The organism is Stenotrophomonas sp. FR012 (assembly GCF_047520565.2).
Taxonomy (GTDB): Bacteria; Pseudomonadota; Gammaproteobacteria; order Xanthomonadales; family Xanthomonadaceae; genus Stenotrophomonas; species Stenotrophomonas sepilia.
On record NZ_JAXBQL020000008.1, the window covers coordinates 145,297 to 158,816 of the forward strand.

Genomic DNA, 13,520 nt, shown 5'->3' on the forward strand with positions numbered 1-13,520 from the left:
GGGGTTCACCGCATGCCCACCTTCCCCCGGCGACACTGCCGAATCCGGACATTGCCGGCCAGCGCCCGGCACTACCGTCCTTGCCGCATGGGAGTTACGCTTGAGCAATCCGCCCACCGCCAATGGCAATCCCCCGCTGGTCAAAGGCATGAACCGGCGCAGCCAGATCCTGCGCCTGCTGATGCGCTACCGCCATTCGGGCGTTTTCTCGGGCATGAACCTGGACGTCGCCAGCAACCAGGCCGACGTGCCCGCCGATGGCAACCCGGAGCAGTTCGTCAGTGACCTGGAGGCCTTGGGGCCGACCTTCGTCAAGCTGGGCCAGATGCTGTCCACCCGCCCGGACATGGTACCGGTGGAGTTCGCCACCGCCCTGGAACGCATGCAGGAAAAGGTGGCGCCGATCCCGGTCGAGCGCATCCACGCCATCATCGAGCAGGAGCTGGGCGTGGGGGTTAGCAAGCTGTTTGCCTCGTTCGATCCCGAGCCGTTGGGCTGTGCGTCGATCGCGCAGGTGCATCGCGCGGTGCTGCATGATGGCCGCCAGGTGGCGGTGAAAGTGCAGAAGCCTGAGGTGGCCGCGCAGCTGCGCTCGGACCTGGAAGCGCTGCGCAGCTTTGCGCTGGCCGCCGATCACCTGACCCAGGTGGGCCGCCGCGTGCGCCTGCGCGATTGGCTCAACGAGTTCGCCAAGACCCTGATGCAGGAGCTGGACTACCACGCCGAGGCCGAGAATCTGGCCCGCTTCGGACGGCATCTGCGGCCCTTCCGCCGCCTGTGGGTGCCGCAGCCGATCTGGGACTACAGCAGCCAGCGCGTGCTGACCATGGAGCTCGCCACCGGCGTGCGCGTGGATGCGATCTCTGGCGTGCGCCGCACCGAGCAGGACATGGATCCGCTGGCAGCGGCGCTCATCCGCGGCTATCTGGACCAGATCTTCGTGCATGGCGAGATCCATGCCGACCCGCACCCGGGCAACCTGCGGGTGATGCCCGATGGCCGGCTGGCGATCTTCGACCTGGGCATGGTCGCGCACATGCCGCCGCGCCTGCGCGAGCGGCTGCTGAAGATCCTGTTCGCCGCCGTCGATGGCCGCGGCGAAGAGGTGGCCGACGATCTGATCAGCATCAGCACGCGGCTGGAGGCCTTCGACGAAGAGCGCTACCTGCGTGAGACCGGCCAGCTGATCGCGCGCTACGCCGCCAGTGGCAGCTTCTCGGAAGGCCGCGTGGTGCTGGACATGGTGCGCATCGCCACCGCCTGCGGCCTGCGCACGCCGCCGGAACTGAGCCTGCTGGGCAAGGCCCTGCTCAACCTGGAAACCGTGTGCCGGCTGCTGGCACCGGAGCTGGACACGCGCCGCATCGTCGAGCGCCAGCTGCAGCACGTGATGCGCGCGCGCCTGAAGAAATCCCTGTCGGCGGCCAACATCGCCAGCGAGGCGATGGAGCTGCAGCAGCTGCTGCGCGATGGGCCGCGCAAGCTGTCGGACATCATGGCGCTGCTGGCCGAGAACCGCCTGCAGATGAAGGTGACCGGGCTGGAAGAATCGCGATTGATGGAGAACCTGCAGAAGATCGCCAACCGCGTGGCGGCCGGCATCATCAGCGCCGCGTTGATCATGGCTGCGGCAATGATGATGAAGATCGACACCGGCTGGCACCTGTTCGGCTATCCCCTGATCGCACTGATACTGCTGCTGATCGGCGTGGTGCTGGGGCTGGGCATCGTTACCAGTGCATTGCTGTTCGATCGTCGCGCGCGGGCGCGCGAGGAACGCGGGCACCGCTGATGCATTGGCGAAAAGCCGCGTATTCATGCGGTTTTTAATGCAATCCAACGAAGCCTTTCACGCTCGTTTTACCTTCGCGGCGTGATTGCACGCGCGTCCTTTCAACAAACATTTCAGTCAGCTTCGTGCATGCACTATCGGGTCATCGGCCTGTCATGTGGATGTGCTTGCAGCAGCGCCGGTCGGATGGACACGCGTCGGTACGACGTCCATCGCCACCACCCCGTCACTGCCGAAGCTGCCTATGCTCTGGATACTGCTGCTGTCGTTGTTGCTGCTGTGCTGGCTGTTCCTCGCGTCCGACAAGTGGGTGTGGTGGAAGGCCGGTGCATTCTCGCTGCTGTTGCTGATGCTCAGCACGTGGTGGCTGATCGACAAACTGTCCGGTGATGGGCTCAACGCCGCCACGCTCTATCACCTCGGCGCCGACATGGAAGGCGCTGGTGTCTCCGACTTCAAGGGCTACATCGCCGGCTTCATCGTGCTGGCGCTGGTCTCGCTGCTGCCACTGTTTGCCACGCGGGTGAAACGCTGGCGCCGGCCCGGCCACGGTGGTGCGCTGTTCGCCGGTTTCGCGACCGTGTGGGTGGCCACGATCCTGATCAGCCCGCTGGCCCGTGACGGCCAACGCCTCTACCAGCAGCTGCGCCCGGTCGATTTCGCCCGCATCGCCCCCGAGTACCAGGTGCCGACGCAGCCGTTGCAGCGCCCGCGCAACATCGTATGGATCTACGGCGAGAGCCTGGAACGCACCTATCTGGACGAGGCCGTGTTTCCCGGCCTGATGCCCAACCTCAACCGCCTGGCATCCGAGTCGCTGGACGTACGTGGCCTGGCCTCGGCCGAAGGCAGCGGTTGGACCATCGCCGGCCTGGTGTCGTCAATGTGTGGCGTGCCGCTGACCACCTCGCAGGGCGACGAGAACAGCATGGACCGCATGGGCAGTTTCCTGCCCAAGGCGGTGTGCCTGGGCGACTACCTGAAGCAGCAGGGCTACACCAACCATTACCTGGGCGGCGCCAACGGCCAGTTCGCCGGCAAGGGCCAGTTCCTGGCCAGCCATGGCTTTGACGAAGTGCATGACCTGGCATGGTTCAAGCAGCAGAAGAAGATCGGCCGCATCCACTACTCGGCCTGGGGCGTGCACGACGACGTGCTGCTGGACACCGCCTACCAGCGCTTCGAGCAGCTCTCACGCGCCGGTTCACCGTTCATGCTGACCACGCTGACCATGGACACCCACCACCCGGCGGGCCACCTGCCGGTGTCGTGCAAGGGCGAGCGCTACCGGAGCGGGTACGGCAACATCGGCCTGCTCAATGCACTCAAGTGCACCGACCGCCTGATCTCACAGCTGGTCGAGCGTATCCAGGCCAGCCCGTATGGGAAGGACACGCTGATCGTGATCGCCTCCGACCACCTGGCGATGCCCAACGACCTCAGCCACGTGCTGGCCAAGCAGAAGCGCGAGAACCTGCTGCTGTTCCTCGGCGACGGCATTGCCCCGCAGCAGCTCAGTGCCGACGCTGGCACCACCCTGGATTCCGGTGCGACCCTGCTCAGCCTGCTGGACCCGAACCTGAAGACGATGGGCTTTGGCCGCTCGCTGATCGACCCGCAGCGCGCGCCCAGTGCCAGCGTGGCCGCGCGGCGCGATGATGGCCGCGACTACCCGCAGTACCTGGCCTTCGCCCGTTCGCTGTGGCTGGGCCAGCCGACCCGCGAACTGAAGATCGATGGCGATGACCAGGTGGTCGTTGGCCTGCAGCACGTGCAGCCGCCGGTGCTGCTGGAGTACGACAAGGAGTGGGGCTTGAAGTCGGTGTACCTGGAAAACACCTCGCGCCAGTTCGATGATGCCAACCCGGACAACACCCTGGCCTACGTCGACCGTTGCACCGCGTTCGAGGACGGCTCGGCCGATGGTGACTGGTGCGCCCTGCTCGTCAACCGCGACAACGGCTTCAAGCTGTACCGCGACAACGACCTGCGCGGTGGCATCGCGGTGGATGCACCGCTGGATACGCTCCAGGGCCCGCGCCCGAGCGTGCGCCAGGCACACATGATCACCCAGAAGGGACGCCGTACGCGTGCCGGCCAGTACATGCTGCAACTGGTGGCGAGCACGCGCCCGGACCGCGGTTTCTGGATCGAAGCGGTGTCCTCGCAGCGCAAGGTGGTACTGGCCCAGCAGTGGGTACAGCCCGATGCCAACGGCAAGATCAACGTGTCGTTCGGGTTGGATCACGAAGTGGACGATCTGGAGATCCGCGCGTGGTTGAACCACGCCGAGAAGCTGGCGGTGGATACGTTCGCACTGGTGCCCTCGCGCAGCCGACCGCGGGGGTAGGGCTATTTGCAGGGCTGCGCCCTGCACCCGCTACAAACCGGAGCAACGGCAACAGCAACAGCGTGCATTCCGTGGTTGGGCGGGGCGGTGTCGGAGTGCGGGGACGCCGTAAATCCGTCCCTGGAGGCTTGGCAGCCGCATCCATGCGGCTGACACCCCGCACTCCGACACCGCCCCACCTCTGACAGAGTCCTGCGGCTGTCGGTAGGTGCAGACCTTGGTCGACACTTTTGTGAGATATCGAAATCAATCTGGGGTCAGATCCGTTTTCCGGAGGAAAACGGATCTGACCCCAAAAGCAATTCCAAAAGATCGCGGAAAACTGTCGAAGGCGGGGTGGGTCCGGTTGCGGGGGCGTGAGCCGCATGGATGCGGCGACCGAGCTTACATGGGTGAGGGCGCTTCGCTTGCGAAGCACTGCTTCGCAACCGCCCGAACGCGCAGCCGCCAGCGGCTGGGCCGGGCCCCGGAGGGGTACCTGCAGCGGCCCCCGCAACCGGACCCACCCCGCCATCCCACAGGAAACCAGCTTTTGTCGTTGCCGTTGCCGTAGCTCCGGCTTGTAGCGGGTGCAGGGCGCAGCCCTGCAAAGAAACCCCTACTCCTGCGGATCGCGGATGATGTGGATGTCGGTCGGGGTCGACAGCGGAATGTTCCGCTCGGCCAGGATCTGCAACAGGCTGAAGTACAGGTCGCTGCGGGTGGCGTACACCTGCCGCGGGCTGGCCACGTAAGCGAAGCTGTTGATGGTGATCTGGCCACCGGCAATGCTGTCGATGTAGACCGTCGGTGCCGGCTGTTTCAGCACGTTGGTGTGCGCGGTGTACGCATCCAGCAGCGCCTGCCGCAGATTGCCGACATCCGTGCTGGGCGGCACCGCGAACTGGATCTGGATGCGGCCCTGGTTGTTGCCCATCGTCATGTTGCGCACGGTCTTGGTGACCAGCTCGGAGTTGGGCACGATCAACGTCGACTTGTCGCCCACCTGGATCTCGGTCGATCGCAGGCTGATGCGGCGGATGTCGCCCTCCTGGTCGCCCAGCTTCACCCAGTCGCCGATCTTCACCGGCCGCTCGGCCAGCAGGATCAGGCCGGAAACAAAGTTCTGGGTGATCACCTGCAGGCCGAAACCGATACCCACCGACAGCGCGCTGACCAGCAATGCCAGCTTGCTCAGCTGCAGGCCCATCGCCGACAGCGCCCAGATCACCGCGATGATGATGCCCACATAGCGGGCAACGGTACTCACCGAATTGCGCGCGCCCAGATCCAGCTCGGTCTTGGGCAGGTAGGTGTCGGTCAGCCAGCGCTGTACCAGCTGGGTAACGGCCAGGCCAGCCAGCAGCACCAGCACCGCCAGCACGATGCGCACCGGCTCCAGCTTGGTTCCGCCAATGTCGAATCCAGACGTGAACAGCGAGGAGAAGCGCTCCACCACCGCGCCGATGTTGCCGAACGGTGCCACCAGCGCCAGCAGCGCGATCAGTACGACGATGGTGCGCAACGCCGCCGACAGCAGCACGCCCGCCTGTTCCAGCCGCGATACGCTCAGGCCGGTGCTGAGCAGGATGGTCTGGCCGACCTTGCTGTCGGCGTTGAGCATCCAGGTGCTCAGGTCATCGACGAACTTGAACAGCAGGGTTGCGGCCAGCACGACGATGCTGCCGCCGATCAGCTGCTGGTTCACGAACTTGGCGAAATTTAGGTAGCCCAGCAACGTGGCAACGATGGCCGCCACCACCGCGATATTGCCCGCTACCCGGGCCAGCACCAGCCAGCTGCTGCGGCGCACGGGCGTGGTTGCCCCCACGCCATCGGCCTGTGCTTCCAGCTTGGCCTCGGCCTCGGCGGTCTGCCGGCGATGCAGGCGCGCCAGGGTCACCAGCATGGCCATGATCAGGCCGAGGTAAGTCAGGGCAATCAGGCCGTCCAACGCCACCGTGGTGACGTCGCTGGTGCGCGTAGCCTGGTCGAGGGCCACCAGCACCGTGCTCAGCCAGGCCAGCGCCGCCGCGCCCCAGGCATATTTGCGCAGCTTCAGCGCGGCGGTGTCGTCCAGGTTCAACAGCCGCCATGACGGGCGCTTGGGCACCAGCAGGCAGGCGCTGAGCGCGGCAATGAACGCCGCACGGAAGGTGGCGGTCTCCAGGCCGTCGGCCACGACCTGCAAGCGCGGCGCGATGGCATCGATCGCATCCAGCGCCGCCATCAGTACCACCACGGCATAACCGGGCAGCAGCGTGCCCACCAGCAGCAGCCACATTGCCAGGCCAGACCGGCGCAGTCGTCCATCAGGCGCGCGCTCGGACGCGGCGAACTGCCGCCCCAGCCTGCGCAGCCACAACCGCAGCGGGAACATCATCACCAGCGCGGCCAGCAGGCCCAGCAACGGCGTGCCCCAGCCATGGGTGCGGATGCCGGCCACCAGCGCGTCACGCCCCTGCTCGGCCAACGGCGCAACGCGCGCGATATCGATCGGCAGGCGCTCGGCCACCTTGCTCCACAACGCAGGCGACAGCGGCGAGGCGACCTTCTGGCCCAGTTCCTCCGTACGTTGTGCGGTGCGCTGCTGCTCGATGTCCGCCGCCAGCTGCTGTGCACGCACGGCACTGGCCTTGGCCTGCGCTACCGACGCGGCCAGGCCGTCGCGCTGCCTGGTTATGGCCCGTCGCTGCGCTGCCAGCTCCGGCGGCTCCGTGGTGCCCTCGGCAGGCGTCCCCAGCTGCGCCAGCTGCTCGTTGATGCGATCCAGCTGGGGCTGCAGTGCCTTTTCCAGTGCCTCGGCGTCACGCCGTGCCTGCGAGGCATTCTCGGACAGCATCGCCAGCGTCTCGGTGGCTTCCGCATCGCCACGTTTGCGCTCGACATCCTTCAACCGCGAATCGATGTCCGCCAGCTGTTGCTTGGGCGTGGGGTCCTCCTCCTGCGCCAGCACCGGCGCGGACAGCAGGAAGGCAGTGCACAGCAGCAGGGCCCACCAGGGCCCTCGTGCACGGATCGATCGCAGGAAAGAAGACACGCAGCCACACCGGTTCGCGCGGACCACCGCGCCTGCGCGCGACTATACGGCAGAGGCGGTAAAGGACGGATGGGGGACGCGCAGCAGTATCAGTACTTCAGGCGCAGCTCTTCCACGGTCGGCTGCTGCAGCGCGTACCAGTCCTGGAACTCTTCCTCGGTGATCTCATCGGGCGCATATACCGCCACCGGGTGCCACTCGTGGTCGGTCGGCAGTGGCTGGCGCGGGCCGGCTCGCAGGCTGTAGCTGACGCCCTCGTAGTCGACCAGGTCGTCGACCTGCGGCCACTGTTCGCGCGCGAACGCGGATTCACTCTTCAACAGGATCACCTGGTACATCGGCACCTCCACCTCGGTTGGATCAGGAAAACACGGCGCTGGCGGCAGGATACCGCCATGCCGGTGACAACAGGCACGTCGCAGCGGCGACGGATCGTTCTGGACACGGCCATCGCCCCGGCTTCACCCGCCCATGGCGAGCCCATCGGCATCGTGGAGGCCCGCCCCTGCCACGATGACCGATGACCGAGCACCCGCCGCTGAAGACCGTCGCCGACCTCAAGCTGCCGCGCTACCTGGGCACCTGGTACGAGATCGCGCGCCTACCGATGCGCCACGAGCCGCAAGGCTGCACCGATGTGTCGGCGCACTACACCCTGCTCGACAACGGCAATGTCGGCGTCACCAACCGCTGCCGCATGGACGGCGAGATCGAAGAGGCCACCGGCGAGGCCTGCGCCGTCGACAACGACAGCGCGCGCCTGGAGGTCAGTTTCCTGCCCAAGGGCCTGCGCTGGCTGCCGTTCGCCAAGGGCGACTATTGGGTGATCCAGGTCGCCCCGGACTACAGCGTCTCGCTGGTCGGCAGCCCGGATCGCAAGTACCTGTGGCTGCTGGCGCGCGAGCCACGCCTGGACGCGACCGTGCAGGACCATTATCTGGCCGCGGCCCGCCTGCAGGGCTTCGATCTGTCCGAACTGATCCAGACCCCGCATACCGGCCACCCCACCGCCTGAGCACGACCACGCATGGACCTGAAAAGTGGCTACCCCTGGTGGGCAGTGCGCAACGGACTGCTGCAGGCCTTTCCCCCGCTGGAGCAGGATCTGCGCTGCGACGTGCTGGTGGTCGGTGGCGGCATCACCGGTGCGCTGATCGCCGACGAACTGTCCGCCCACGGCCACGAGGTGGCGGTGATCGAGCAGCGCGACATCGGCTGGGGCAGCACGGCGGCCAGCACCGCGCTGTTGCAGTACGAGATCGATACCCATCTGCTGGAACTGGCCGAGCGCTATGGCAAGGATGCCGCCGCCCTGGCCTACCTTGCCTGTGCCGACGCGATCCCGGCACTGGCCGAAGTGGCACGCGGGCTGAAGGAGGTGGACTTCCGGCCGATGGACAGCCTGTACCTGGCCAGCCGGCGGCGCGACGTGCCGCGCCTGATGGCCGAAGGAGCTGCACGCCGTGATATTGGACTGGACGCGCGTTGGCTGGACCGCGAAGCCCTGCGCGAACGCTTCGACGTGGATGCCGGCGGCGCCCTGTTGACCCGCCAGGCGGCGCGGGTCGATCCCTACTGCCTCACCTACGGCCTGCTCAAACGAGTGCGCCGTCGCGGCGGCCATGTGCACGACCGCACCGTGCTGCACACGCTCAAGCCTGGCGCGCAGGGCGTAACCGCGATGACCGAGGCCGGCGCCACGGTCCGTGCCCGCCACGTGGTCCTGGCCATGGGCTACGCCAACCAGCGTTGGCTTGAACAGCGGGTCGCGCGCAACCGCAGCAGCTACGCCTTCATCACCGACCCGATCGATGCGGACACGCTGGGCCGGCTGCAGCGCACGATGGTGTGGGAGAGCGCACGCCCGTACCTGTACCTGCGCGCCACCGGCGACCGCCGCCTGCTGGTGGGTGGGCTGGACGACGCCATCGATATCCCGGCGCGGCGCGACCGGCGCGTGCAGCGTAAGGCCGAAAAGCTGATGGATCAGCTGCTGCATTGGTTCCCGCGGCTGGACCCGGTGCCCGCCTTTTCCTGGGCCGGCACCTTCGCCGAAACCGCCGACGGCCTGCCCTTCTTCGGCCCGCACGCGCAGTGGGGGCCGCGGGTCCATTTCGCCATGGCCTACGGCGGCAACGGCATCACTTATTCAATGATCGGCGCCCAACTGCTGCGCGCCCGGATCGAGCGGCGCAGGCATGCGCTGGAAGGGCTGTTCGGGTTCGAACGGTTGTAGCGTGCAGCCAGGCATGGCCTGGCTCTACCGCAAGCGGGCGCCGACAGGCATCATTCAAGCAACCCCTGCTAGCGTCGGCCTGTACCGCCGCGTGTTGCGCGGCCACCTGTCCGCTGGAGCGCCGTCATGATCCGCCCCCTGACCCTGCTGCTGTGCCTGGCCCTGCCGGGAACCGTGCTGGCCCAGTCCGCCGCCGGCGCCACCGCGCCGCAGGCTGCCGGCCTGGACCTGACGCTGCCGCAGGCGCCGATGCGCTATCTCAACGACCCGGCCCTGCAGCAGGACCCGCCCGGCACCTATTACGGTGACAAGAGCGGCCCGCGCGTGCACGACGACGCCAGGATCGCCGACGTCACCGACGACAAGGTCAAGGTGTCGGGCAGCTTCACCACCGGCATCGGCTATTCCAAGAACGGTGGCAACAGCCACTACAACGCGGCCACGCTGAACCTGAGCAAGAACTACACCACCGATGAGGGCAAGACCCACGGGGTCAACGTCAACATCCACGTGAGCGAAGGCAAGGGACCGGGCTTCTTCGGCCCGTATGGCGGCTACTACGGCCGGGGCCCGGGCTGGGATTACCCACCGCCGTACGGCTGGTAAGCTCCGCGCCGGGCCCGGGCCGACCCAGGTGGCCGCTATCGCTGCGTACGCTTGGTAGATGTCGACCTTGGTCGGCACGCTTTCTCCCCGTGTGCCGGCCAGCGGCCGGCATCTACCGGTACCTATGCCCGGTAGGTGTCGACCTTGGTCGACACGCTTTCTCCCCGTGAGCCGGCCAGCGGCCGGCACCTACCGGCACGCGAATCAATCCAGCCAGCCATCGCGCTCGCTGTGCAGGATGCGGCCGTCATAGCCGCTCAGGCGCACCTCTACCTTCTGGTTGCGGGCATTGCGGGCTTCCAGCGACCAGGTCGCACCATCGCGTTCCAGCGAATGGATCTCGCGCAGGCCATGCGACTGCGCCCGTGCCAGCACCTGCTCGGTAGTCAGCAGCGCGCGGCCGCTGTGCTCGTCGAAGATCTCGCCGGTCTTCGGGTCCACGTAGACCTCGCTGAAGCGGCCATCGGCGCGGCTCACGTCAGCCTCCCACAGGCCATCATCGCGTTCGATCTCGTGGATCTGGGTGTAGCCGGCCTTGCGCAGGGTCTGTTCAACCTGGGCCATGCCCAGCGGCGCGGCCTGTACGGCCGGCGCGACGGCAAGCAGGGCAACAGTGGCGAGGGTGAGCGACTTCAACATGGGGTTCTCCTGTTCGTGGCCGGACCATCCCGGCAACGCCACGATGCATGGCCCGGTTAACAGCGCCTTAGCCGTGGCTGTTAGCCGGCTGTTAGTCATCCCCGCCACACTCGCGCCTGTACCCCTCTCTCTTTCCTTACCCGCATGCTCGCCACCCTGCCCCTGCTGCTGGCCCTGGCCAACGCCCCGACCGCCGCCGCGCCCCTGCAGGACCCGGCGCAGCAGGTCGCGCGTCGCGCCGTGCAGCAGGGCCGCTACGTGCCGCTGGAGAGCGTGGTGCGCGATGCGCTCAAGCGCTACCCGGGCCAACTGCTGGAAGTGGAGCTGGACGACGGCGTCTACGAAGTGGAGATCCTGCGCGGCGACGGCGTGGTGGTGGAGCTGGACTATGATGCGCGCAGCGGAAAGCTGCTGAAGATGGAGCTCGACGACTGATGCGCATCCTGTTGGCCGAAGACGATGCCGCACTGGCACAGCGCCTGGTGCCCCTGCTGGAACAGGCCGGCTATGTGGTGGCGGTGGTCGCCGACGGTCGCCAGGCCGAGGAGATCGGCCAGATCGAGGACCTGCAGGCCGCCATCGTCGACCTCGGCCTGCCCGGACTGGATGGACTGAGCGTGATCGAGCGCTGGCGCGGCAATGGCCGCAGCTTTCCGGTGCTGGTGCTGACCGCGCGCGGGCGCTGGCACGACAAGCTGGCTGGCTTCGATGCCGGTGCCGACGACTACCTGACCAAACCGTTCCAGGCCGACGAACTGGTGCTGCGGCTGCGCGCCCTGATCCGCCGCAGCCATGGCCACGCCAGCCCGCGCCTGCACTGCGGCCCGCTGCAGCTGGACGTCAATGCCGGCCGCTTTGAACTGGATGGGCAGGCGCTGCCGCTCAGTCCGCAGGAGTTCCGCCTGCTCAGCTACTTCATCCATCACAGCGGCCAGGTGATCGGCCGCGACCGGCTGGGCGAGCAGGTGTTCGACGGTGGCCACGACCCGGACTCCAACGCACTGGACGTGCTGCTCGGTCGCGTGCGCCGCAAGCTCGGCATCGACCTGATCCAGACCGTGCGCGGCCAGGGCTGGCGGCTGGCCGCGCCGTGAGCCGGCAACCATCGCTGCGACGGCGCCTGCTGCTGGCCGGCGGCGTCGGCCTGCTGCTGGTCTCGCTGCTGGCCAGCGCGCTGCTGGGCGAGCTGTTCAAGCGCAGTGCGCGTGACCGCCTCGACCACGAACTGCAGCAGGACATGCTGACCCTGCTGGCGCAGGCCGAAATGGATGCGGACGGACAGCTGCGCCTGCGCCAGGAACCCAATGACGCACGCTTCCAGCGCGTGTTCTCCGGTGCCTACTGGCAGATCACTGGGGCCGATGGCCGCGTGTTGCTGCAGTCGCGCTCGCTGTGGGATGAAACCCTGCCGGCGCCGGTTGCCGGGCCGGCCACCCGCAACCTGGCCGGGCCGCTGCAGCAATCCCTGCGCGCACGCGTGCAGCAGGTGCGCCTGCCACGCGCCAGCGAACCGTTCGTAGCCGTGGTCGCCACCGATCGCAGCACACTGGATGCGGATGTTGCCGCGTTCCGCAACCGCACCGCCATCGCCCTGGGCGTACTGGTTGCGGCGTGGCTGGCGGTGCTGGCCAGCCAGGTGCACTTCGGCCTGCGCCCACTGCATCGCCTCGGTGCGCAGCTGGAACGGGTACGCCGCGGTGATGTGCTGCGCATCGACACGCAGGAACTGGGCGCGGAGGTCGCACCGCTGGGGGAAGAACTCAATGCACTGCTGGACCACCAGCAACGCATGGTCGCGCGTGCGCGCACCAGTGCACAGGATCTGGCGCATGCGCTGAAAACCCCGCTGAGCGTGCTGGCCACCGAAGCTGACGGCGATGGCGCGCACTGGCGGGCCACCGTGCGCGAGCAGAGTGCGCGCATGCAGGCCAGTGTCGACCGTTACCTGGCTGCAGGACTGGCCGCCGACCATCGCCAGCGCACCGACGTGGCGGCCGTCGCACAGGCGATGTGCCGGCTGATGGCACGCGTGCATGGCGAACGTGGCATCGCGTTCACGGCGGCGGGCATCGATCCGACGCTGCAGTTCGCCGGTGCCAGTGCGGATCTGGAGGAGATGCTGGGCAACCTGCTGGACAATGCCGGGCGCTGGGCGCAACAGCAGGTCACTGTCGAAGCGGAAACCAGCGAAGGGCAGCTACGCATCGAAGTGCGCGACGATGGCCCCGGCCTGGCCGCAGACGCGCTGGAACGGGTCACCCAGCGTGGCGTGCGGCTGGATGAGCGCGTGGGCAGCAGTGGATTGGGGTTGGCGATCGTGGGCGATATCGCCGCCAGCTATGGCGGGCGCCTGGCGCTGGAGAATGTGCAGCCGGGCCTGCGCGCGACGGTGTGGTTGCCGGTGGCGTGAAGCGACCAACCTGACGGTGGGTAGTGCCGACCGCTGGCCGGCAACCACGTGGTCACAGGGAACGCCCAGCGGAAGCCGGCCAGCGGCCGGCTCTACCAAGCGCCAATCCGACCGGTCGCCGTGCATCAAGCATCAACGGTGATGCATCCACCAGCAATCAATTGCGTCCAGCACGATGTGGATGATCAGACCGATGCCGAACAACCGCGTTTTCTTCGGCACGCACAGCCCGGCATAGACCGCAATGGCCGGTGCGGTGTGCAGCGGATGGAAACCAATGCTGCAGCGGTTCGGTGCATAGATCGGGTCGGCCAGCAGATGGTCCAGGTCGATGATCCAGCCCAGCAGCATCAACAACCACGCCGAGGCGAAGCGCTTGCGCCAGAACAACCATGCCAGCAACGCTGGCACGGCGGCATGCAGGAACAGGTGGAAGATCGTGCGCGCGCTCATCGGGGCCGGTAGCGC

General features: G+C 67.3%; 11 protein-coding genes and 1 pseudogene. 8 read left to right on the top strand and 4 right to left on the bottom strand.

Features of this window, described 5'->3' with window-relative positions:
• Positions 1 to 145 precede the first annotated feature (145 nt).
• Positions 146 to 1,792, top strand: a pseudogene (locus ACM0O9_RS14580) (ABC1 kinase family protein); the annotation flags it as partial.
• A gap of 244 nt (positions 1,793 to 2,036) precedes the next feature.
• Complete coding sequence (locus ACM0O9_RS14585) at positions 2,037 to 4,142, top strand: phosphoglycerol transferase I (RefSeq protein WP_065186533.1); 2,106 nt, start codon at positions 2,037 to 2,039, stop codon at positions 4,140 to 4,142.
• Between the two features lie 598 nt (positions 4,143 to 4,740).
• Here ACM0O9_RS14585 and ACM0O9_RS14590 read toward each other — a convergent pair.
• The gene (locus tag ACM0O9_RS14590) at positions 4,741 to 7,161 is read right to left on the bottom strand and encodes a DUF3772 domain-containing protein (protein WP_053497450.1); all 2,421 of its coding nucleotides are present in this window, start codon (positions 7,159 to 7,161) and stop codon (positions 4,741 to 4,743) included.
• Between the two features lie 89 nt (positions 7,162 to 7,250).
• Positions 7,251 to 7,499 (bottom strand): hypothetical protein, encoded by a 249-nt coding sequence (locus ACM0O9_RS14595; protein ID WP_005419952.1) that lies wholly within the window; start codon positions 7,497 to 7,499, stop codon positions 7,251 to 7,253.
• 182 nt (positions 7,500 to 7,681) lie between these two features.
• Between ACM0O9_RS14595 and ACM0O9_RS14600 the strand changes: the two genes are divergently transcribed.
• The 3 genes from ACM0O9_RS14600 to ACM0O9_RS14610 all read left to right on the top strand — a co-directional run bounded on the left by ACM0O9_RS14600 (position 7,682) and on the right by ACM0O9_RS14610 (position 10,003).
• Complete coding sequence (locus ACM0O9_RS14600) at positions 7,682 to 8,176, top strand: lipocalin family protein (protein WP_414603685.1); 495 nt, start codon at positions 7,682 to 7,684, stop codon at positions 8,174 to 8,176.
• A gap of 12 nt (positions 8,177 to 8,188) precedes the next feature.
• Positions 8,189 to 9,397 carry an NAD(P)/FAD-dependent oxidoreductase gene (locus ACM0O9_RS14605; protein ID WP_414603684.1) on the top strand — a complete coding sequence of 403 codons (1,209 nt, stop codon included), beginning with the start codon at positions 8,189 to 8,191 and terminating at the stop codon, positions 9,395 to 9,397.
• Between the two features lie 126 nt (positions 9,398 to 9,523).
• Positions 9,524 to 10,003, top strand: a complete 480-nt coding sequence (locus ACM0O9_RS14610; protein WP_414603683.1) for a hypothetical protein — start codon at positions 9,524 to 9,526, stop codon at positions 10,001 to 10,003.
• A gap of 204 nt (positions 10,004 to 10,207) precedes the next feature.
• On the opposite strand, the gene ACM0O9_RS14615 is transcribed toward ACM0O9_RS14610, so the two are convergent.
• Complete coding sequence (locus tag ACM0O9_RS14615; protein ID WP_065178854.1) at positions 10,208 to 10,642, bottom strand: PepSY domain-containing protein; 435 nt, start codon at positions 10,640 to 10,642, stop codon at positions 10,208 to 10,210.
• A 144-nt stretch (positions 10,643 to 10,786) separates the two neighbouring features.
• Here ACM0O9_RS14615 and ACM0O9_RS14620 point away from each other — a divergent pair, with 144 nt between their 5' ends.
• Genes ACM0O9_RS14620 through ACM0O9_RS14630 form a run of 3 tightly spaced genes read left to right on the top strand, consistent with a single transcriptional unit; the run spans position 10,787 to position 13,052 of the window.
• Positions 10,787 to 11,077, top strand: a complete 291-nt coding sequence (locus ACM0O9_RS14620) for a PepSY domain-containing protein (protein WP_164283183.1) — start codon at positions 10,787 to 10,789, stop codon at positions 11,075 to 11,077.
• Complete coding sequence (locus ACM0O9_RS14625) at positions 11,077 to 11,736, top strand: response regulator transcription factor (RefSeq protein WP_005419968.1); 660 nt, start codon at positions 11,077 to 11,079, stop codon at positions 11,734 to 11,736. The genes ACM0O9_RS14620 and ACM0O9_RS14625 overlap by 1 nt, the downstream gene beginning before the upstream one ends.
• A complete protein-coding gene (locus tag ACM0O9_RS14630; protein ID WP_414603682.1) occupies positions 11,733 to 13,052 on the top strand; it encodes a sensor histidine kinase in 1,320 nt (439 codons plus the stop codon). The genes ACM0O9_RS14625 and ACM0O9_RS14630 overlap by 4 nt, the downstream gene beginning before the upstream one ends.
• A gap of 132 nt (positions 13,053 to 13,184) precedes the next feature.
• Here ACM0O9_RS14630 and ACM0O9_RS14635 read toward each other — a convergent pair whose 3' ends face one another.
• Positions 13,185 to 13,505, bottom strand: coding sequence for a DUF6122 family protein (locus ACM0O9_RS14635; protein WP_414603681.1), 321 nt, complete (start codon positions 13,503 to 13,505; stop codon positions 13,185 to 13,187).
• Positions 13,506 to 13,520: the final 15 nt, after the last annotated feature.

Coding starts and splice junctions, on each gene's coding strand:
- ACM0O9_RS14585 (WP_065186533.1), top strand. CDS start 2,037: ATGCTCTGGATACTGCTGCTGTCGTTGTTGCTGCTGTGCTGGCTGTTC.
- ACM0O9_RS14595 (WP_005419952.1), bottom strand. CDS start 7,499: ATGTACCAGGTGATCCTGTTGAAGAGTGAATCCGCGTTCGCGCGCGAA.
- ACM0O9_RS14600 (WP_414603685.1), top strand. CDS start 7,682: ATGACCGAGCACCCGCCGCTGAAGACCGTCGCCGACCTCAAGCTGCCG.
- ACM0O9_RS14605 (WP_414603684.1), top strand. CDS start 8,189: ATGGACCTGAAAAGTGGCTACCCCTGGTGGGCAGTGCGCAACGGACTG.
- ACM0O9_RS14610 (WP_414603683.1), top strand. CDS start 9,524: ATGATCCGCCCCCTGACCCTGCTGCTGTGCCTGGCCCTGCCGGGAACC.
- ACM0O9_RS14615 (WP_065178854.1), bottom strand. CDS start 10,642: ATGTTGAAGTCGCTCACCCTCGCCACTGTTGCCCTGCTTGCCGTCGCG.
- ACM0O9_RS14620 (WP_164283183.1), top strand. CDS start 10,787: ATGCTCGCCACCCTGCCCCTGCTGCTGGCCCTGGCCAACGCCCCGACC.
- ACM0O9_RS14625 (WP_005419968.1), top strand. CDS start 11,077: ATGCGCATCCTGTTGGCCGAAGACGATGCCGCACTGGCACAGCGCCTG.
- ACM0O9_RS14635 (WP_414603681.1), bottom strand. CDS start 13,505: ATGAGCGCGCGCACGATCTTCCACCTGTTCCTGCATGCCGCCGTGCCA.